Origin of the sequence: Shewanella sp. HL-SH4, assembly GCF_051164845.1 — a bacterium.
In the GTDB taxonomy this organism is placed as follows: Bacteria; Pseudomonadota; Gammaproteobacteria; order Enterobacterales; family Shewanellaceae; genus Shewanella; species Shewanella glacialimarina.
The window spans coordinates 714,221-732,857 of record NZ_CP195037.1 but is presented as its reverse complement, the minus strand read 5'-3'; the positions used below and the strand labels follow the sequence as shown (position 1 = coordinate 732,857).

17 protein-coding genes are annotated in these 18,637 nt (G+C 40.8%); 14 read left to right on the top strand and 3 right to left on the bottom strand.

Features of this window, described 5'->3' with window-relative positions; all coding sequences use genetic code 11:
* Positions 1-65 precede the first annotated feature (65 nt).
* The 13 genes from flhA (at position 66) to ACRWQL_RS04060 (ending at position 13,459) form a co-directional block, all read left to right on the top strand.
* Positions 66-2,165: a flagellar biosynthesis protein FlhA gene (flhA, locus tag ACRWQL_RS04120; protein ID WP_434952491.1), complete on the top strand. Its 2,100-nt coding sequence runs from the start codon at positions 66-68 to the stop codon at positions 2,163-2,165.
* A gap of 29 nt (positions 2,166-2,194) precedes the next feature.
* Positions 2,195-3,589, top strand: coding sequence for a flagellar biosynthesis protein FlhF (gene flhF / locus ACRWQL_RS04115; protein WP_434952489.1), 1,395 nt, complete (start codon positions 2,195-2,197; stop codon positions 3,587-3,589).
* A 4-nt stretch (positions 3,590-3,593) separates the two neighbouring features.
* Positions 3,594-4,475 (top strand): MinD/ParA family protein, encoded by an 882-nt coding sequence (locus ACRWQL_RS04110; protein WP_226415986.1) that lies wholly within the window; start codon positions 3,594-3,596, stop codon positions 4,473-4,475.
* A complete protein-coding gene (locus tag ACRWQL_RS04105; protein WP_226410444.1) occupies positions 4,468-5,187 on the top strand; it encodes an RNA polymerase sigma factor FliA in 720 nt (239 codons plus the stop codon). The genes ACRWQL_RS04110 and ACRWQL_RS04105 overlap by 8 nt, the downstream gene beginning before the upstream one ends.
* A gap of 43 nt (positions 5,188-5,230) precedes the next feature.
* Complete coding sequence (cheY, locus tag ACRWQL_RS04100) at positions 5,231-5,614, top strand: chemotaxis response regulator CheY (RefSeq protein WP_007649667.1); 384 nt, start codon at positions 5,231-5,233, stop codon at positions 5,612-5,614.
* 13 nt (positions 5,615-5,627) lie between these two features.
* Positions 5,628-6,365, top strand: coding sequence for a protein phosphatase CheZ (locus ACRWQL_RS04095; protein WP_434928747.1), 738 nt, complete (start codon positions 5,628-5,630; stop codon positions 6,363-6,365).
* A gap of 15 nt (positions 6,366-6,380) precedes the next feature.
* A complete protein-coding gene (locus ACRWQL_RS04090; RefSeq protein ID WP_434952487.1) occupies positions 6,381-8,603 on the top strand; it encodes a chemotaxis protein CheA in 2,223 nt (740 codons plus the stop codon).
* A 24-nt stretch (positions 8,604-8,627) separates the two neighbouring features.
* Positions 8,628-9,851 carry a protein-glutamate methylesterase/protein-glutamine glutaminase gene (locus tag ACRWQL_RS04085; protein ID WP_434940409.1) on the top strand — a complete coding sequence of 408 codons (1,224 nt, stop codon included), beginning with the start codon at positions 8,628-8,630 and terminating at the stop codon, positions 9,849-9,851.
* Positions 9,844-10,350, top strand: coding sequence for a membrane anchored protein in chemotaxis locus (locus tag ACRWQL_RS04080; RefSeq protein ID WP_434928750.1), 507 nt, complete (start codon positions 9,844-9,846; stop codon positions 10,348-10,350). The genes ACRWQL_RS04085 and ACRWQL_RS04080 overlap by 8 nt, the downstream gene beginning before the upstream one ends.
* A 44-nt stretch (positions 10,351-10,394) precedes the next feature.
* Positions 10,395-11,189 (top strand): ParA family protein, encoded by a 795-nt coding sequence (locus ACRWQL_RS04075; protein ID WP_226410439.1) that lies wholly within the window; start codon positions 10,395-10,397, stop codon positions 11,187-11,189.
* Positions 11,173-12,486, top strand: coding sequence for a chemotaxis protein CheW (locus tag ACRWQL_RS04070; protein WP_434952485.1), 1,314 nt, complete (start codon positions 11,173-11,175; stop codon positions 12,484-12,486). Before ACRWQL_RS04075 ends, ACRWQL_RS04070 begins: the two co-directional genes overlap by 17 nt.
* 2 nt (positions 12,487-12,488) lie before the next feature.
* The gene (locus ACRWQL_RS04065) at positions 12,489-12,983 is read left to right on the top strand and encodes a chemotaxis protein CheW (RefSeq protein WP_226410437.1); all 495 of its coding nucleotides are present in this window, start codon (positions 12,489-12,491) and stop codon (positions 12,981-12,983) included.
* A gap of 77 nt (positions 12,984-13,060) precedes the next feature.
* The gene (locus ACRWQL_RS04060; protein ID WP_434952483.1) at positions 13,061-13,459 is read left to right on the top strand and encodes a DUF2802 domain-containing protein; all 399 of its coding nucleotides are present in this window, start codon (positions 13,061-13,063) and stop codon (positions 13,457-13,459) included.
* 61 nt (positions 13,460-13,520) lie between these two features.
* Here the strand turns inward: ACRWQL_RS04060 and ACRWQL_RS04055 are convergent, their stop codons facing one another.
* The 3 genes from ACRWQL_RS04055 to ACRWQL_RS04045 all read right to left on the bottom strand — a co-directional run bounded on the left by ACRWQL_RS04055 (position 13,521) and on the right by ACRWQL_RS04045 (position 17,526).
* Positions 13,521-14,858, bottom strand: coding sequence for an RsmB/NOP family class I SAM-dependent RNA methyltransferase (locus ACRWQL_RS04055; RefSeq protein ID WP_434952481.1), 1,338 nt, complete (start codon positions 14,856-14,858; stop codon positions 13,521-13,523).
* 115 nt (positions 14,859-14,973) lie between these two features.
* On the bottom strand, positions 14,974-15,291 hold the full coding sequence (locus ACRWQL_RS04050; RefSeq protein WP_434952479.1) for an EscU/YscU/HrcU family type III secretion system export apparatus switch protein: 318 nt from the start codon (positions 15,289-15,291) through the stop codon (positions 14,974-14,976).
* Positions 15,292-15,336: 45 nt separating this feature from the next.
* Positions 15,337-17,526: a hypothetical protein gene (locus ACRWQL_RS04045; protein WP_434952477.1), complete on the bottom strand. Its 2,190-nt coding sequence runs from the start codon at positions 17,524-17,526 to the stop codon at positions 15,337-15,339.
* A 358-nt stretch (positions 17,527-17,884) separates the two neighbouring features.
* Between ACRWQL_RS04045 and ACRWQL_RS04040 the strand changes: the two genes are divergently transcribed.
* Positions 17,885-18,589 (top strand): MlaA family lipoprotein, encoded by a 705-nt coding sequence (locus ACRWQL_RS04040; RefSeq protein WP_434953330.1) that lies wholly within the window; start codon positions 17,885-17,887, stop codon positions 18,587-18,589.
* The last annotated feature ends 48 nt before the right edge of the window (positions 18,590-18,637 follow it).

The following is an 18,637-nucleotide window of genomic DNA, read 5'->3' as shown; positions in this document are numbered from 1 at the left end:
TGTTGGCTTAATTCTTGCTATTTGACTGTACGCGTCAAAAATTCATCAGTAAAAGGCTTTCGCGAATGGATGTAAAAGCAGTTTTCGGCCAATTTAAACAAATCCGACCATCAACCTTTAAAGGAATTGGTACGCCTCTGTTAGTGTTGGCGGCATTAGGGATGATTGTTTTACCGATCCCGCCATTCTTATTAGATATCTTGTTTTCATTCAATATTGCACTGGCTTTAGTCGTGTTACTTGTCGCTATTTATACCGACAGACCACTCGATTTCGCCGCTTTCCCCACAGTACTTTTAGTAGCGACTTTACTAAGACTTGCCTTAAATGTGGCTTCAACTCGTGTGGTATTACTGGAAGGCCATAATGGTGGCGACGCGGCGGGTAAAGTCATTGAAGCCTTCGGCTCAGTGGTTATTGGTGGTAACTATGCTGTTGGTTTAGTTGTGTTTTTAATCTTGATTATTATCAACTTTGCTGTTGTAACTAAAGGTGCAGGCCGTATATCAGAGGTCAGTGCACGTTTTACCTTAGATGCTATGCCTGGTAAACAAATGGCCATTGATGCCGACTTAAACGCAGGTATTCTAAACCAAGAACAAGCGCGTATTCGTCGTGAAGAAGTGACCCGTGAGGCGGACTTTTATGGCGCAATGGACGGTGCGTCAAAATTTGTAAAAGGCGATGCGATAGCCGGTATTATGATATTGGTGATTAACATGTTGGGCGGCTTTATCATAGGTATGGCCCAGCATGGGCTTGATTTTTCTAGTGCTGTTGAAGTTTATACACTGCTAACGATTGGTGATGGTTTAGTCGCCCAGATACCCGGTTTACTGCTTTCAATTGCAGCCGCTTTAATGGTTACTCGTCAAAATGAATCTGGTGATATGGGCCAGATGATGATGAGCCAGATGTTTGACAAGCCCAAATCGTTAGCAATTGCTGCAGGTTTGTTATTTGTTATGGGTATTGTGCCTGGTATGCCACACGTTGCCTTTATCAGCTTTGCATTTTTGACAGCCGGTGCGGCATATTTTGTTCACAAACGTATTAATGATAAAAAATCTGCAGCATTAGAGCTTGTCAAAAAAGGTCCACCAGACATCAAAGATAAAGAACCAAAAGATTTAAGTTGGGATGATGTCCGTCACGTTGACACTATCGGTTTAGAGGTTGGATATAGACTTATTCCCTTGGTTGATAAAGGCCAAGGTGGTGAATTATTGAGTAGAATTAAAGGTGTGCGTAAAAAGCTATCACAAGAATTAGGCTTTTTAGTGCCAGCAGTGCATATCCGTGACAATCTAGATTTATCGCCAAATTCATATCGTATTCACTTAATGGGCGTGGTCGTCGGTGAAGCTGAAGTCAGACATGATTGTGAATTAGCCATTAATCCTGGCCAAGTTTATGGCAAGCTTGATGGCATAGAAACGACTGATCCTGCATTTGGGTTAGAAGCCGTTTGGATTGCACCAGAGCAACGTGAGCATGCGCAAACACTAGGCTATACAGTGGTAGATACTGCGACAGTAGTTGCAACCCATATCAGCCAATTACTCAGTAATAATGCTGCTAAGTTATTAGGTTATGAAGAAGTACAACAATTAATGGACATGCTTTCTAAGCAGTCACCAAAACTTGTTGATGGCTTTATTCCGGATGTAATGTCGCTGGGCAATGTGGTTAAAGTAATGCAAAATCTATTGAATGAAGGTGTATCTGTGCGTGACTTACGTACTATAGTGCAAACTTTGCTGGAATACGGCACCAAAAGTAATGATACTGAAGTGCTTACCGCTGCAGTTCGAATCGCGCTAAAACGTATGATTGTGCAAGAAATATCCGGACCTGAGCTAGAAATCCCCGTCATTACTTTGGCTCCAGAGTTGGAACAAATGTTGCATAAGTCTATGCAGGCGACAGGGGGAGAGGGGCCAAATATTGAACCAGGCCTTGCAGAACGCATGCAGCAGTCATTACTTGATGCTTCACAGAAACAAGAAATGGTCGGTCAGCCAGCCATTTTATTGACATCAGGCATGCTACGTTCAACTCTGTCACGATTTGTTAAGTACACTATTCCAAATTTAAGGGTAATTTCGTATCAAGAAATTCCAGATGAGAAACAGATACGGATTGTTTCATCTGTTGGCCAATAGTGATAACGTCAGATAAAAGAGGTGCGTAAGTGAAAATTAAACGATTTTTTGCCAAAGATATGCGCGCAGCATTAGCGCAAGTAAAAGAGACCCTTGGCTCTGACGCTGTCATTATGTCGAATAAAAAAGTGGCAGGCGGGATCGAGATTGTCGCCGCCGTTGATTACGATGAGCCTAAGGCGAGTGCCGCTATGGCGGCACCGACTCCAGGCTTTATGGATCTAAGTGAGGATCGCGTATCACTTGCATCTAACTCTGTAATCAAGGCAAAGACAAAAATTAATCCACCGCCAGCGGCAGATTCATTACAAGCGTTGTTAGAGAAACAACAAAGCCGCTTAAGTCAGCAAATGCCTCCTAAACAAGATGACTCTGATTTACCTGAATGGGCGCGCCAATTACAAGGTGCGACAGCTGACGCCAAGCCAGCTAAACCTCAGTATCAGCAACAGGCTGGATTTGATAAGCAGTCAAAAAATAATAAAGTCAGTTCGACTGAAATGGATGCGCTTCGTGAAGAAATGGCTTCATTACGTAACTTACTGACTCATCAAGTATCTTCATTGATGACTGAACAAAAAAAGCGGAAAGATCCTGTGGGTGCTATGCTTGAAAGTAAACTACTTGCTGCAGAGTTTTCAGCACCCGTTGCAGCTAAACTTTCATCTTTGAGTCAACACTATAATCCAGCGGAATTAGTGCGTTCATTACCACAAAGTTTGGCTAACTTACTTGATAACCAAGGTGATGATATTGTAAAGCGCGGAGGCGTTGTGGCTTTTGTTGGACCAACTGGTGTTGGTAAAACGACATCTCTGGCAAAAATTGCTGCACGTTTTGCAGCACAACATGGTGCAGATCAAGTTGCACTTATTACAACGGATCATTATCGTATTGGCGCCTATGAGCAATTAGCAACTTATGGCAAAATAATGGGTTGTCCAGTAAAGCAAGCACATGATGTCACCGAGCTAGAACAGATTTTGTACCAATTTAGAAGTCGTAAGTTAGTACTTATAGATACAGCGGGTATGGGGCAACGTGATATGCGTCTTTATCAACAACTTGATAATTTGACAGCAAACAGTAGGATCCCAATTCGCAGCTATTTAGTGATGTCGGCAACAGGGCAACGCAGGGTATTACAAGACGCGGTTAATCATTTTAAACGCATTCCATTAGCGGGTGTAATTTTAACCAAATTAGATGAATCTGTATCAATTGCAGGTGCATTGAGCGTTCTGATACAAAATGAGTTACCATTAAGCTATGTGACTGATGGCCAACGTGTTCCTGAAGACATAAAAGTAGCAGATACTTTAGCTCTGGCTAAGCAAGCTTTAGCCGCGTTAAATGAAACAGAACAAGTAATTTCTCAAGACACAAGCGCATGGTCGAATGAAATGACTTATGCATTCGAGTAAGAATATGACCCGTGATCAAGCAAGTGGTTTACGTATGATGAATCAACCAAATAACGAAAAAGTTAAAGTAATTGCCGTATCCGGTGGAAAAGGTGGGGTAGGAAAAACCAGTGTTTCTATAAATACTGCCGTTGCCCTAGCGGAAAAAGGTAAACGTGTTTTAGTATTAGATGCGGATCTTGGTTTAGCTAACGTTGATGTGATGTTAGGAATTCGTGCCGAGAAAAATTTATCTCATGTTTTATCTGGCGATGCCGAATTAGACGATATCATTGTTCGAGGCCCTAAAGGTATTGGTATTGTTCCTGCAACGTCTGGAAGCAGAGCTATGGTTGAGTTAACCCAGGCTCAACATGCAGGATTAATTCGTGCTTTCAGTGAGATGCGTACACAGTTTGACATATTAATTGTCGATACCGCGGCAGGTATTTCAGATATGGTACTGAGTTTCTCAAGGGCATCACAAGATGTATTAATTGTGGTATGCGATGAACCGACATCTATTACAGATGCCTATGCACTGATAAAAATATTAAGCCGTGAACACGGTGTATTTCATTTCAAAATTGTGGCTAATATGGTACGCAGTTTACGTGAAGGAATGGAATTGTTTGCTAAACTAAGTAAAGTAACGGATCGGTTTTTAGATGTTGCTTTAGAGTTAGTTGCAACCGTGCCATTTGATGAAAATTTACGTAAGTCTGTGCGAAAGCAAAAGTTAGTTGTTGAGGCGTATCCAAAGTCGCCATCAGCTATTGCTTATCACGGCCTGGCAAATAAAATTATGAGCTGGCCAGTTCCACAACAGCCGGGTGGACACTTAGAGTTTTTTGTTGAACGTTTAGTCCAACGCAAAGAAACACAAGAGGATAGAGTGAGTGAATAAAGCCGCCGCGTATACTCAGTTCGATAATAAAACATCCGTTGTTGAACAGTATGCACCGCTGGTAAAAAGAATTGCACATCATATGTTGGCGCGATTACCTGCTTCAGTGCAACTCGACGACTTGCTACAGTCTGGCATGATAGGGTTACTTGAAGCGTCATCAAAATTTGATGACACCAAAGGGGCTAAGTTTGAAACCTTTGCAGGCATTCGGATACGCGGTGCTATGATTGATGAAATCCGCCGTGGTGATTGGGTTCCTCGTTCAGTTCATCGCAATAATCGCCGGGTTGCGCAGGTTATTGACGAACTAGAGCAAGGGTTGGGACGTGATGCTCGTGACACAGAAATTGCAGAAAAACTTGATATGTCGCTCAATGAGTACCATCATATTTTAAATGATGTTTCTGTTGGGAAAATCATAGGCATAGAAGATTTAGGTATTTCGCAAGATGTGTTAGTAACAGATGATGGAATACCAGATGATAATTTTGAAGCATTAGCTGAAACGCAATTTAAATCAGCGCTGGTGGAAGCAATTAAAACCTTACCAGAAAGAGATGCATTAGTACTTTCACTGTACTATGACGAAGCGTTAAACTTAAAAGAAATCGGTGCAATTCTTGAAGTAAGCGAATCTAGGGTTAGTCAGATATTAAGTCAGGCTATGCTTAGATTAAAAGGCAAACTCAAGCATTGGACACAACAATAATTATTAATTAGAGCACTAGAGTGTCAGCTCACCGGAGGAAACCTTGGACAAGAATATGAAGATTCTTATTGTTGACGACTTTTCAACAATGCGACGTATCATAAAGAACTTGTTGCGAGACTTGGGATTCAATAATACCCAAGAAGCAGATGATGGATCAACAGCCTTACCTATGTTGCAAAAAGGTGATTTTGACTTTGTTGTAACAGATTGGAATATGCCTGGTATGCAAGGTATTGATTTGCTGAAGGCTATTCGTGCCGATGATTCATTAAAACATTTACCTGTTTTGATGGTTACGGCAGAAGCTAAGCGTGAGCAAATTATTGCAGCCGCCCAAGCAGGTGTGAATGGATATGTTGTTAAACCTTTCACAGCGGCTACCCTTAAAGAGAAATTAGATAAAATTTTTGAACGTCTCGCTTAAGCAAGGATAAGTTATGCAGCCAATAATATCGGGGTTAATTACTCTCGAGCAGGCCCAGCAACTTGTCGAACTGCTTACTGCGGGGGAGCAAGATCAAGCTGACGACGTTGTTAGAGAACTCGCTACACCAATACAGCGTGAATTATTTGAAGAGGTCGGGAAATTAACACGTCAACTTCATAGTGCACTTCAAGATTTTCAGGTAGATAACCGTTTATCAGAATTAGCCAAGGTTGAAATACCGGATGCTAAAGAGAGATTAAATTACGTTATTGATATGACAGAACAAGCTGCAAATAAAACCATGGATGCAGTTGAAGAATGTTTACCTTTGGCCGATACAATAATTACCAATATAAAATCTGTTACCCCTATGTGGGATAAGTTAATGCGTCGAGACATAGAGTTGAGTGAGTTCAAAAAACTTTGTCATGATGTTCAGCAGCTTATGTCACATAGTGAACACGATACAACCCGTTTACGACAATTACTAAATGAAATACTGATGGCGCAGGATTTTCAAGACTTAACAGGGCAAATGATCCGTCGAGTTATCGACTTAGTTCGCGAAGTCGAAAATAATCTAGTCTCTATGTTGACAGTATTTGGTGATTATACGCCGCAACCGGAAACTGTTAAAAAAGAGAATAAAATAGAGGCAGAGGGCCCAATTATGCACGCAGAATTGCGTGATGACGTGGTCGCAGGTCAAGATGAAGTTGATGATTTGCTATCCAGTCTGGGTTTCTAATTAGGAGTCAGTTGAATGTCATTTGATGTTGATGAAGAGATACTCCAGGACTTTTTGGTAGAGGCTGGTGAGATTTTAGAGCTTCTTCAAGAGCAGTTAGTTGCGCTTGAAAATAATCCTGATGACAGTAATTTGTTGAATGCTATTTTTCGCGGTTTCCATACTGTAAAAGGTGGAGCTGGTTTTTTAAGTTTGAAACCTATGGTAGACGTCTGCCATGAAGCGGAAAATACCTTCGATCTATTGAGAACCGGAAAACGGAGTGTTAATGCAGAATTGATGGATATCATTTTGCAGGCAGTTGATGCTATTAACATTATGTTTGCCCAAACTCAGCAAGGCGAAGAACAAGATCCTGTTGAAGTCGAACTACTTAATAAATTGAAGCTACTCAGTTCGGGTGCACCTTTGCCATCAGAAATGGGCGGGCAGAGTGAAGAGCTGATTCAAGAGCCAGTAGAAGAACTCGTAGAGGAAATCGCGCCTGTCAATCAACCAGAATTCATTGAAGACAATGTTAGCGCTGACACTAATATTGACGAAATAAATGAGTCCGAATTTGAAGCATTATTAGATGCGCTTCATGGTCAAGGTAATAGTCCTGTAGCAACTACTTCATCAACAGCTAAAACACCTCAGCAATCAGCTCCAGCTCCTGTTGGCTCAGATGAAATTTCTGATGACGAATTTGAGGCATTGTTAGATGAACTTCATGGTTCAAATAAATTAAGTGCAGCTGAGAGTAAACCTGCACCAGCTAAATCTGTAGAGCCTCCAGTTCAAATGGTAGACTCAGATGATATAACCGACGACGAGTTTGAGAAGTTACTTGATGAGCTTCATGGTAAAGGTTCTTCGCCTGCTAAAGTAGATACTTCTGCGTCAAGTTCTACAGCAGCACCTAAAACAGCGGCACCTAAAACCGTTGAGCCAGTAAAGGCCGCAGCAGCTCCAGTTCCAGCTCCAGTTCCTCAACCTAAAGCACCTGCTCCTGTAGCAAATGTTGACGTGGTTATTAAAGATAAGGCGCCAACAAAAGCGGCTGCATCTGTTCCTCAGGGAGAAACAACTGTTCGTGTTGATACCGCTAGACTTGATCAAATTATGAATATGGTCGGTGAGTTGGTATTAGTCCGAAATAGGTTAGTTAGTTTAGGCGTTACTCGTGAAGACGAGGAAATGTCAAAAGCACTGGCAAATTTAGATTTAGTTACTGCTGATTTGCAAGGCGCAGTAATGAAAACTCGTATGCAGCCAATTAAGAAGGTTTTTGGTCGCTTTCCGCGGGTTGTGCGTGACTTAGCGCGTACACTTAATAAAGAAATTGATTTAGTTATGATTGGTGAAGAAACCGATCTAGACAAAAACCTTGTCGAAGCTTTAGCCGACCCGTTAGTGCATTTAGTGCGTAACTCGGTTGATCACGGGATTGAAATGCCTATTACCCGTGAGGCGAATGGCAAGTCAAGAACAGGTACTATTACATTATCAGCAAGCCAAGAAGGCGATCACATCTTACTGAAAATTGAAGATGATGGTGCGGGAATGGACCCGCAAAAGCTGAAAGAGATCGCTATTACCCGTGGTGTGCTTGATGAGGATACTGCATCTAGGATGACAGATTCCGAAGCATATAATTTAATTTTTGCGCCAGGCTTTTCAACTAAAGTGGAGGTATCAGATATTTCTGGTCGTGGCGTGGGTATGGACGTGGTGAAAACCCGTATTACTCAGCTAAACGGTACTGTTCATATCGACTCATTGAAGGGCAAAGGCACTGTTTTAGAAATTAAAGTACCGTTAACGCTAGCTATTATGCCGACCTTAATGGTTGATGTATCTAAGCAAGTGTTTGCTTTACCGCTATCAAGTGTCAATGAGATCTTCCATCTTGATTTAACCAAAACCAATGTTGTAGATGGTCAGCTAACCGTTATTGTACGCAATAAAGCCGTACCATTATTTTATTTAGAGCATTGGTTGCACAGCCATAAAACTAAGTTTAAACATGGTGATAAAAAGCACGGCCATGTCGTTATTGTTCAATTAGGTACAAAACAGATTGGCTTTGTGGTTGATGGTTTAATTGGACAGGAAGAAGTGGTTATTAAGCCGTTAGGAAGTATGCTACAAGGTACGCCGGGTATGGCGGGGGCAACAATTACCTCAGACGGTGGTATTGCGCTGATTTTAGATGTACCAGGTTTATTAAAACAGTACGCCAAAAATAAAAAATAAAAGTTCCATTATTTAAGGAATGAAATGGCTATAAAAGTATTAGTTGTTGACGACTCAAGCTTTTTTCGACGTCGAGTCAGTGAGATTGTTAATCAAGATCCTGAACTCGAAGTTGTGGGCGTGGCTGTCAATGGCGAAGAAGCTGTTAAAATGGCGGCAGAACTTAGTCCGAATGTCATCACTATGGATATTGAAATGCCAGTGATGGACGGTATAAGTGCTGTTCGCGCGATTATGGCAAGTACCCCTGTTCCTATTCTTATGTTTTCATCATTAACTCATGATGGTGCTAAATCGACTTTAGATGCACTTGAAGCTGGGGCACTTGATTTTTTACCTAAACGTTTTGAAGATATTGCTACAAATAAAGATGATGCGATACTTCTGCTACAACAACGTATAAAAGCGTTAGGGCGTAGAAGGGTGTTTAGACCTGTTAGCCGTATATCACCATCTGCTCCTACAGCTTATAGGTCTTCTAGTTCACTTACAGGCAGCTTAAGCTCATCCAACACAAACTTAAATAGTGCCAATGCGGCAAGTTCGTTAACCTCTCGTAGGAGCTTATCGTCTTCTTCAGCTGACACTTCAACACGAACGACGTTAGGCTCAACATTAGGTAATGCATCAACAGTCCCGAACTTACCTTCTTCTATCCGTGCCAGTGGTAAATCATATAAATTATTGCTAATTGGTACTTCTACAGGCGGTCCAGTAGCCTTGCAAAAGGTGTTAACTCAATTCCCTGCAAATTACCCGCATCCCATTTTACTTATTCAACATATGCCAGCGGCGTTTACACCTGCTTTTGCTACTCGTTTAGATAGCCTTTGCCAGATTAGTGTAAAAGAAGCGGCAAGTGGCGATGTGCTTAAGCCTGGCTGTGCATATTTAGCGCCGGGTGGTATGCAAATGTTAGTAGAAAAAGCGGGTATATCAGGTCGGTTAAAAGTTATCCCTGGAAACAGTGACATGAACTATAAACCCTGCGTAGATATTACCTTCGCATCGGCATCTAAAGCTTATGGGGGAGACATTTTAGCCGTAGTATTAACAGGCATGGGCGCAGATGGACGTGAAGGGGCTAGAATGCTGAAAGCTGCTGGTGCCAATATTTGGGCGCAAGATGAAGCAAGTTGTGTTGTATATGGTATGCCACAAGCTGTTGCCTCAGCAGGCATTGCTAGTCACTCTATTAGCTTGGACAACATGGCTGAGTCAATTTTAAAAGAGACTTCTCGTGGCTAGTCAAGGTTTTAAATATTACCGTGGCAGCGTCGGTATCAATTTAATGCTTTTTTTATTAATGTTAGCGGTAATCGCGCTGTCGAGTTTATATTTTGACGCCCTTAAAAAAAATGATCTTTTAAAGGCAGATGTAGAAAGGTTGGCAGCTTCACAAGTGTTACTGATGGTACCTGATGAGCAAGCTGCTGATATTGCAAATTGGTTAGCGCAACATCCAGATCAAACTGAAACAATTATTGAGTTTGCAGGTCGTGATAAGAGCAGCACTTATGGGAATGTCGGTGAAAACTCACCCCAGCAAAGTGTGTTATTAGGGCCACAAATAGCAACAGAGTTCTCTAAAACTGAGCCTTCAGCTACTCAAATGGTTCACGATAATCCACCGACAGATGTGTTAGTGTCTGAAAATGCTGATGGTGTAAAAGTTATTCGCTTACCTCATGGTGGTATAAGAGTAACTACACGTGAATTACCTAAAGAAACTGAATCAAAACGCTAGCATGATAAAATCTCACTCATAATAACAGGCCGAGGAATGAATATTTGAAAGTCTGGACCGTAGCAAATCAAAAGGGTGGGGTAGGTAAAACCACAACTGTGGCAAGTTTAGCTGGCGCTATAGTTAAGCGTGGGCAGCGTGTTTTAATGATAGATACAGATCCTCATGCTTCACTAGGTTATTACTTAGGCATTGATTCTGAAGAGGTTCCAGGCTCGCTTTATGATGTATTTGTAAATCATAAGTCGCTTACCGCAGAATTTATCCAACAATATATTATGCCAACTCAACTTGAGGGGCTTGATTTACTGCCAGCAACAATGGCATTAGCAACATTAGACCGAGCATTAGGGCATCAAGAAGGTATGGGCCTGGTGTTACGTAATCTACTCGTGTTACTAGAAGATAAATATGATATTGCCATTATTGATTGTCCACCCGTTTTAGGTGTATTGATGGTTAATGCATTAGCGGCGAGCCAACATATTGTTATTCCTGTTCAAACTGAATTTTTGGCGATTAAAGGTTTAGACAGAATGATTAAAACGATGGAGCTAATGGGGCGTTCTAAAAAGACTCGGTATAGCTATACTGTCGTGCCGACAATGTATGACAAACGCACAAAAGCTTCTCCGATAGCATTGTCGTATATGCAAGAAAAATATAATAAAAACCTATGGCCAGATAATGTGATCCCTGTAGATACTAAGTTTAGGGATGCCAGTTTAGCGCACTTACCTGCATCGCATTATTCTCCATCTAGCCGTGGAGTAAAAGCCTACAATTTACTGTTAAATTACCTTGATTCGCGGGAGTTAGCACATGTCAAAATCGGTTGATGAAACTGTTTTTGATTATTTTACAATGCTCCTCACTGAGCCGACTTCGGACACTACTGAGGATACACAAACTGCGCAATCGAATGATGCAAAGCAGGGATTTGTTGCATCTGAGAATTCTGACTCTACAGGGCTGATATCAAAAGGTAAAATAAGTCGAACAAGTTCTGACAAGTTAGTTTCAAATTTAATCACTAAAAAGTCCACAGCAGAGATAAAAACCTTACCAGACTCTCATTTTGCAAAAGACCTTTCTGAACCAGAAAAACTATCTGAGACGAGGTTTATTTCAAAAAGAGTGGATACGGCGGATGCGATAGGTGTTGATCAAATCGATGATAAATACTCTAAAACTTCCTTTGAGGTGTTAAATAAACCAAATGCTGCAGTTAAATATCAGCAGCCATTAAATTCGATTCTAGAAAGAAGTTTTGCAGAACCAAGTGAGAGTATTAATAAGCAAGCACTTGAAAAGTTATTGTCGGCCGTCTCAAAGCCTGAAGTAAAACCTGACGTCAAAACTGAAGCTATGCCAGATTCTTCTAAAATGACAATAACAGCTCAGGAAATTAAGGCCAGTGCAGATAAGGTAAGACAAAATTTAGGACTGCCAATAGAGGAATCGATTAAAAAAACTGCAGTTAATCCTCTTTCATTACAAAAAACACTAAATGCCAATAAAGAAATCAAGCCTTTAGTCGATATAAATTTAACAGAAACAACCCCAAGTTCTGTAAATGAAGCTATTATAAATAGTGAAGAGAAACTTGATGTAGTACCTGAGACACAATTAGGTGCAATACCACCGAGTATCACTCATGATTTACAACAAGTGCTTGATGATGAGTTTCAAGTACTGTTTTTTAATGTTGCAGGGTTAACATTAGCAGTACCCCTAGTTAATTTAGGTGGTATTGTAAAAGTGGAACGAATAAACCATTTAATAGGTCGTCCTAAATGGTTTTTAGGGGTTCAGCCCTATCGAGAACAAAAAATTAATGTGGTGGATACTTGTGCCTGGGTGATGCCAGAGAAATATTCTCCTGAAATGGCTGAGTCGATAGATTATCAGTATCTGGTGATGCTGGACGATAGTCGATGGGGACTGGCTTGTGAATCGCTAGTCAATGCCGTCAAGATTAATAAATCACACGTCAATTGGCGTGAGAAACCTGGTAAGCGTCCGTGGCTTGCCGGAGTTGTAAAACAACAAATGTGTGGCATATTGCATGTACAAGCTTTGATTGACATGCTTGATGCAGGTTTAGGTTGTCAGGATTCGATTGACCGAGGTTAACTATGAGTGATTCTAGAAGTGTAGCAGCTGTAGCTGCAGGTTCAGACGATGCAGTATTACAGTGGGTTACATTTAAATTAGATAATGAAACCTATGGCATTAACGTAATGCAAGTTCAGGAAGTATTACGATACACTGAAATTGCTCCAGTACCAGGTGCACCGCATTACGTATTGGGAATTATTAATCTGCGAGGCAATGTAGTGACGGTTATTGATACCCGCTCACGTTTTGGTTTGCAGCCTGCTGATGTAGATGATTCTACGCGTATTGTTATTATCGAAGCGGAAAAACAAGTTATTGGTATTCTAGTCGACAGTGTTGCTGAGGTTGTTTATCTACGCCGCTCTGAGATCGATAATGCACCTAACGTGGGCACCGAAGAAAGTGCTAAGTTTATCCAGGGTGTGAGTAATCGCGACAATGAACTATTGATTTTAGTAGACCTCGATAAATTGTTATCCGACGAAGAGTGGGAAGAGTTAACAGATATTTAAATAAACTTTTCAGTGACAAAGGGCCAGCTCATTCAGTATGCTGGCTTTTTGTTTTAAGCGTTTTTTGAGAGTAAAACATGGGTGATGAATTTTTAATAGCAGCCTTGGTCTATGTCATTGCCTGTTTAGGTGTAGTGCTTTATTTGCAACAACAATCAAGTAAGTTAAAAAGCAAAGTGGAAGCGTTAACTTTATTAGTAAAAGAAAGCGATCGTCAAAGAGAAGCTGTCAAGCGTGAACTCAATGAGCTTCGCAGTGGTACGATAGGCATGGGGCGTAAACTGGCTGAAATTGAGAAGAAATTGACTAAACAGTCAGATCTTATTGATGAAGCAAGCCAACAAGATCCGCAGGCTAAACTTTACTCGCGCGCAGTGAAGATGATTGCACTTGGCGCTGGTATTGAAGAGCTTATGCTTGAATGTGAATTGCCTAAAGCTGAGGTTGAATTACTGCTGCGGTTGCATAAAAAATAGCCTTTGTTAATAAAAAACCATTACAACTGTAATGGTTTTTTCGTTTTAATAGCAAGAATGACTATTTTATTCGGCGCATTTTTGCGACAAACATACCATCACTGTCGGCCTGCTGTGGCCACACGGTTATCATATTACTTTGTGTACCATCAAAAGGATGAGTCAATATTACCAGTTCAAAGTTAACATTACTTTGCAAGAATGCTTTCACAACCTGTTGATTCTCTACCTGTGCAAGCGAGCAAGTTGCGTAGACTAATTCCCCACCGACTTTTACAGCATCAGCACTGCGATTCAGAATATCTAATTGCAGCTGAGGCTTCATTTCTATACTACTAACATCATCTATCCAGCGCATGTCTGGGTTTCTACGCCAAGTTCCTGTACAACTGCAAGGTGCATCGACTAACACACCATCAAAAAAGTCTGACTTAACCGGCAGCTGCTCGGTTTTCCATGGGGAAATACTTATTTGCTTAAAGTTGGCTCTTTTAGCACGTTTTAGTAGCTCATTAAGCGGATTTAATCTTATGTCAGAAGCTGTTACATGCCCCTCAATACCAGCCTGTTGCATTAATGATAATAATTGAAGGCTCTTGCCGCCAGCACCGGAGCAAGCGTCCCACCATTGACTGTCCGGCTTAGGATCGCAAGTTTGACCAATCACCTGTGAAGCAATGTCTTGGATCTCAAGCAAGCCTTCGGTGTATGCGGCTACTTGATTTAAATTAACGCTGTTATGGCCTAAATTGATTGTGTCACTAAAATACTCAGAACCTACAGCTTGAATATTGTCTACGGACAACCGGTTTAATACATTTTGAGTCGAAGCCTGTTGTGCTCTTGCCCAGATAGGCGGGCGTGAACTCATGGCTTGGATTACAGCCTGCTTTTCTATCTCAGAGTTTATAATACAGTGCTGCCAAAACCAAGCGGGTAAAAGCTGTTCAAGTGTACAGTCATCCAGTTGGGAGAATTGCTTAAACAGATCAAGTTTATCGACAACGTTATCTGATGCTGATAATGGCAGTGGGTTGGCTAAATGACTATGCTTGCCAAATGTTAACCAAGCGTCACGAATATCAATCCATGAGTGGTTTTCTAATTGTGCCGCACTCGCTAACATGCTAAAAAAAGTTTCTTGTTGTTGGTATTCGCCAAGTTGTTGGATCCAGCCCCACCAACGAAATAAACTAAACAAACTCTCTCTGATCACACGTCGATCTTTTGAACCATGCTTTTTATGTTCTCTAAAATAGTTGGCTATGATGCGATCTGCTGGTTGCTTAGTTGTCAGTACAGAGTCAAATAAATTGAAAATAGTACTGGCATAACTTATAGCACGTTTTTCAGCACTAGAAGTGGCCACTTTGCTGATAGTAAATGGAGAGTCAGTCATGAGTTTTTGTGTCAATTGCTGGAATAGGGAATGAACATGAAGTTTACCACGTCACTTAGCTATTTGACCATGCGAACAAGGTTTCAAAATCCCTGCTCTCTGTGTCTGGCAGTCATTAAACTTCAGTAAGGATACGCTGATGCAAATTATTCCATTGCTCTGGGAATTTCCCCTCTAACATATAGACAAAGGCAATAAGCTCTGCAATTAAAAGATAAAGCTCTTTAGGCACCTCTTCACCTATTTCTAGTAGTTGTAGAAACTCGCTTAAATGAGGGTCTTGATGAATATGAACACCTGCTTCTTTCGCCAGTGAGATAATTTCATCAGCAACTAAATCTTTCCCTGACGCGGTTATTTTTGGGGCACTTTTACCATCGAAACTTAAGGCAACAGCATGTTTTACTTTGCTTTTATGATCATTTTCTTGCATATTTTATCTCCAAACTCCAAACTCCAAACTCCAAACTCCAATCGATTAAGCGCGTGTTTTTACCAAAAAATGATCACCCGGTAACAGGGTTGCTGGAATATTGGCTATTTGAGTTGAAAACTCGCCGGGTGTAAATCCAATTTGACTCATTTTTTGTGATAATGCGCTATCAAAATTGGAGATTTTATCTAATAGCTGTTGGTTATTACCCTCAAATTGTAAATTGAGAACATCAGCTTTTTTGTGGGCGATAATTAAAATAGCACCTTGAGATAAATTAAATTTTAACTGTAAACGCCAACCCGCCTTATCTTCAGTGTCTTTATCGGGTTCCTTTTGAAAGTGCCCTTCAAATTGCTCGTTTCGTTGATTGAGGGAATAGGGTAAAGCAAAATACCAATTTATGGTTTGATCACTGCTGCTGGCTTGCTGATAAAGTTGAAAACTATTGGCTAGCTGACTCATGCTATCTAAGGTTCCTGCTTTTTCAAGCAAGCCCAATAAACCACTATTTGCTGAAGATTTTCCTGAGGTTAAACGTTGTAGTAACTGCAAGTGGTTTTGTAGCTTTTCGCTGATTTGCTTGCCGCTATTTTGGGCTTTAACGCCCAACAATAACTGAAATAATGTTGACACAGCGCCACCTGAAAAAAGTTGAGACTGTGAAGCTGGAGGCGCTGTTTGGGCTAAATTTAATCCGGTTATACTGTGTAATTCACCCAGTAAATGATTGGGTTCTGTCAATGTTGTCATAGGTTGAGGCGCTAATTGTGGCAGTAACTTTAGTAACTCTAATGCTAAATTTTGAGGTGATTGGTTGGCGGTTTTAGTCATTACGGGCATGGCACCTGCTTTAGACAGTGCTTTTTGCAACACTTCAATGGGACCTAAAGTCGGTTTTTCTGTATTTGAAGAAGCTGGATTATTTATCTCTAATGGTGATTGAGTTTTAGTTGAACCTGAATTTAAAGCGTTCTGATTTAAAGCGTTTTGACTGAAAGCTCCAGCAATGTCTTTAGCCATTTTTTGCGCAGATAATATGTCTATTTTTGAGCTAGCAATAGTCTCTGTAACAGCCGCTGATTTGCTCTGTATACTTAAACTATCGGGTGATAGAGCTTGTTTAGTGGCCGTTTCAGATTGAGATGCTTGTCCGTTAGTTGGCTGATTATTTCTGAGTGTCGTTTCTGTTAACAATGAGGTTTCGAGCTTTTTAAATAGTAGATTGAGCAGCTGTGAAGGTTCTGGTTTACTTAACACAATAGAGTCTTGCTTGGTTGTTATTGTGCTATCTTGCGTTTGAGTTATTGGGGTTAAACTCACCTTTACTTCGGCTTGCACAGGGGTAAGAGTCAGCACCAATCGCTGATTAACGTTCATAATATTGACTAGGTATTGCCCCTTTGCCAAATGAGCATGATCTAATTTTATTGTTGGCCCATCAACAAAGCTGAGTTGTTGTTGATTAATTATCGCATTGGGTAATGGATAACCTTGGGGCCGAGATGCTAATTGTGACAGTTGTTCAGTTGATACGCCATTTTTAACCGCCAGTGCAATCAGAGTTGTCGGTAATTTTATTTGAATGGCTTGTGCTAATAATATCAACTGAGTTTGAACTTGGTGATTTGGTGCAAGCATAGATGAAGATGTAGATTTAGATGAAGATGCCAACTTAGGTACACCATCTAGCGAGGCTGTTTGCATTAATGTATTAATGACCGCTATTCGTTGCAGGTTAACCTCTTTAGCCGCATCAGCAGTAATAACAATTTGAGCACTGTTTTGAAATATTTTTTGCAGTTCTGCGGTCAAGTTAAATTGATACTGCTGATTTGCAATGGTGATGTTCATATTTTGAGATGGCGTACTATTATTTTGTGTTGTTGATATCACCACAGGTTGGATATTATTGGTCGAGATAAATGATTTGTCTGCACTGACAAGTATGGCGCTGTTGGTTGTGCTTGAACTTGTCTGTTGAGTGCTTATACCTTGTGTCGAAGCCGATTGAGTTGGCACTGTATTGGTTGTTGCTGAGGCTGATGTAGTTGCAACAACATAGGCAGAGTTATTGACACTTGCACGTAAGGGGACATCTAACAAAGATTGAGACTTATTTACAGGCGCCTGTGCATGCTGATTAGCAGAGCCAGTGACTTTATTTATTTGCTCAGTTTTACCATCAGGGCTAGAACTTACTGCTGGCTGTAATCTTGTGTGTGGCGCCTTCATGTTATGGCCTTAGGTGTTTCTGTTATAAAACTAAAGATGCAATTTTCATTTATTTTTACAATTTTGAGTTTGCGATTAATGTCTGCTGAAGTATCCTTAGCGGCCTAATGGCTTTTTAGAGTACATAGTCAATTTTTAATGACTCGTTAGCCTGTGTAGTTCGCTGGGATTGACTATCTCAGCATTTATCGACTTGAACAATCATTGCTTTAATAAAAACGACAAAATAGCAGTTTGTTTATAGCTTTATCCGCTGTGTTTTTAAGAGAGTATTATGAATAAGTCTAAGGGAATATTACTTCCTTTCCTGTTATTGAATGTCAGTAATGCTGCCGCTAGTGAGCCTGATACCGATTTAATGCAAGTCGGCGACAATGTATCTTCAGTTACCGTAATCCATAATGATCCCCGAGATCCATTTGAAGGATTTAACCGCGTGATGTGGGATTTAAATTACTTATACTTCGATAAGTATTTATTTCGCCCAGTAGCACATGGTTACAATGATTATGTTCCTCACCCGGTAAAGTCAGGTTTAGATAATTTTGTTCGTAATTTTGAAGAGCCTAGCTCGATGGTCAACAACGCCTTGCAAGGTAAATGGGGTTGGTCTGCCAATGCTGGTGGGCGATTCACTATTAATAGCACCTTAGGACTTCTGGGCATTGTTGATGTTGCAGAAATGATCGGCATGGCGCGTAAAGATGATGACTTCAATGAAGTGCTCGGATATTACGGTGTACCCAATGGTCCGTATTTTATGGCGCCCTTTTTAGGCCCTTATGTGACACGTGAACTCGCGACAGACTGGGTTGATGGTCTATACTTCCCTTTATCAGAGTTTACTTTATGGCAATCAGCTTTAAAGTGGGCATTTAAAGGGTTGCACACACGTGCATCCGCTATCGATCAAGAAAGACTGCTAGACAATGCTCTTGACCCTTATACATTTGTAAAAGAAGCATATTTTCAGCACATGGATTATAAAGTTTATGATGGTAATGTGCCTCAATATCAACAGGATGATGAACTGTTAGATGAATATATGGATGAGTTAGAGTAAGTAGCCAGAGAGATAACGACTCTGGGAGGTTTTCATCTGTGGAGTTGT

Excerpts from the sequence above, each read along its gene's own strand:
- ACRWQL_RS04040 (WP_434953330.1), top strand. The coding sequence starts at position 17,885 with ATGCAAGTCGGCGACAATGTATCTTCAGTTACCGTAATCCATAATGAT.
- ACRWQL_RS04110 (WP_226415986.1), top strand. The coding sequence starts at position 3,594 with ATGACCCGTGATCAAGCAAGTGGTTTACGTATGATGAATCAACCAAAT.
- ACRWQL_RS04055 (WP_434952481.1), bottom strand. The coding sequence starts at position 14,858 with ATGACTGACTCTCCATTTACTATCAGCAAAGTGGCCACTTCTAGTGCT.
- ACRWQL_RS04070 (WP_434952485.1), top strand. The coding sequence starts at position 11,173 with ATGTCAAAATCGGTTGATGAAACTGTTTTTGATTATTTTACAATGCTC.
- flhA (WP_434952491.1), top strand. The coding sequence starts at position 66 with ATGGATGTAAAAGCAGTTTTCGGCCAATTTAAACAAATCCGACCATCA.
- ACRWQL_RS04060 (WP_434952483.1), top strand. The coding sequence starts at position 13,061 with ATGGGTGATGAATTTTTAATAGCAGCCTTGGTCTATGTCATTGCCTGT.
- ACRWQL_RS04095 (WP_434928747.1), top strand. The coding sequence starts at position 5,628 with ATGCAGCCAATAATATCGGGGTTAATTACTCTCGAGCAGGCCCAGCAA.
- ACRWQL_RS04085 (WP_434940409.1), top strand. The coding sequence starts at position 8,628 with ATGGCTATAAAAGTATTAGTTGTTGACGACTCAAGCTTTTTTCGACGT.
- ACRWQL_RS04065 (WP_226410437.1), top strand. The coding sequence starts at position 12,489 with ATGAGTGATTCTAGAAGTGTAGCAGCTGTAGCTGCAGGTTCAGACGAT.
- ACRWQL_RS04090 (WP_434952487.1), top strand. The coding sequence starts at position 6,381 with ATGTCATTTGATGTTGATGAAGAGATACTCCAGGACTTTTTGGTAGAG.
- ACRWQL_RS04045 (WP_434952477.1), bottom strand. The coding sequence starts at position 17,526 with ATGAAGGCGCCACACACAAGATTACAGCCAGCAGTAAGTTCTAGCCCT.
- ACRWQL_RS04050 (WP_434952479.1), bottom strand. The coding sequence starts at position 15,291 with ATGCAAGAAAATGATCATAAAAGCAAAGTAAAACATGCTGTTGCCTTA.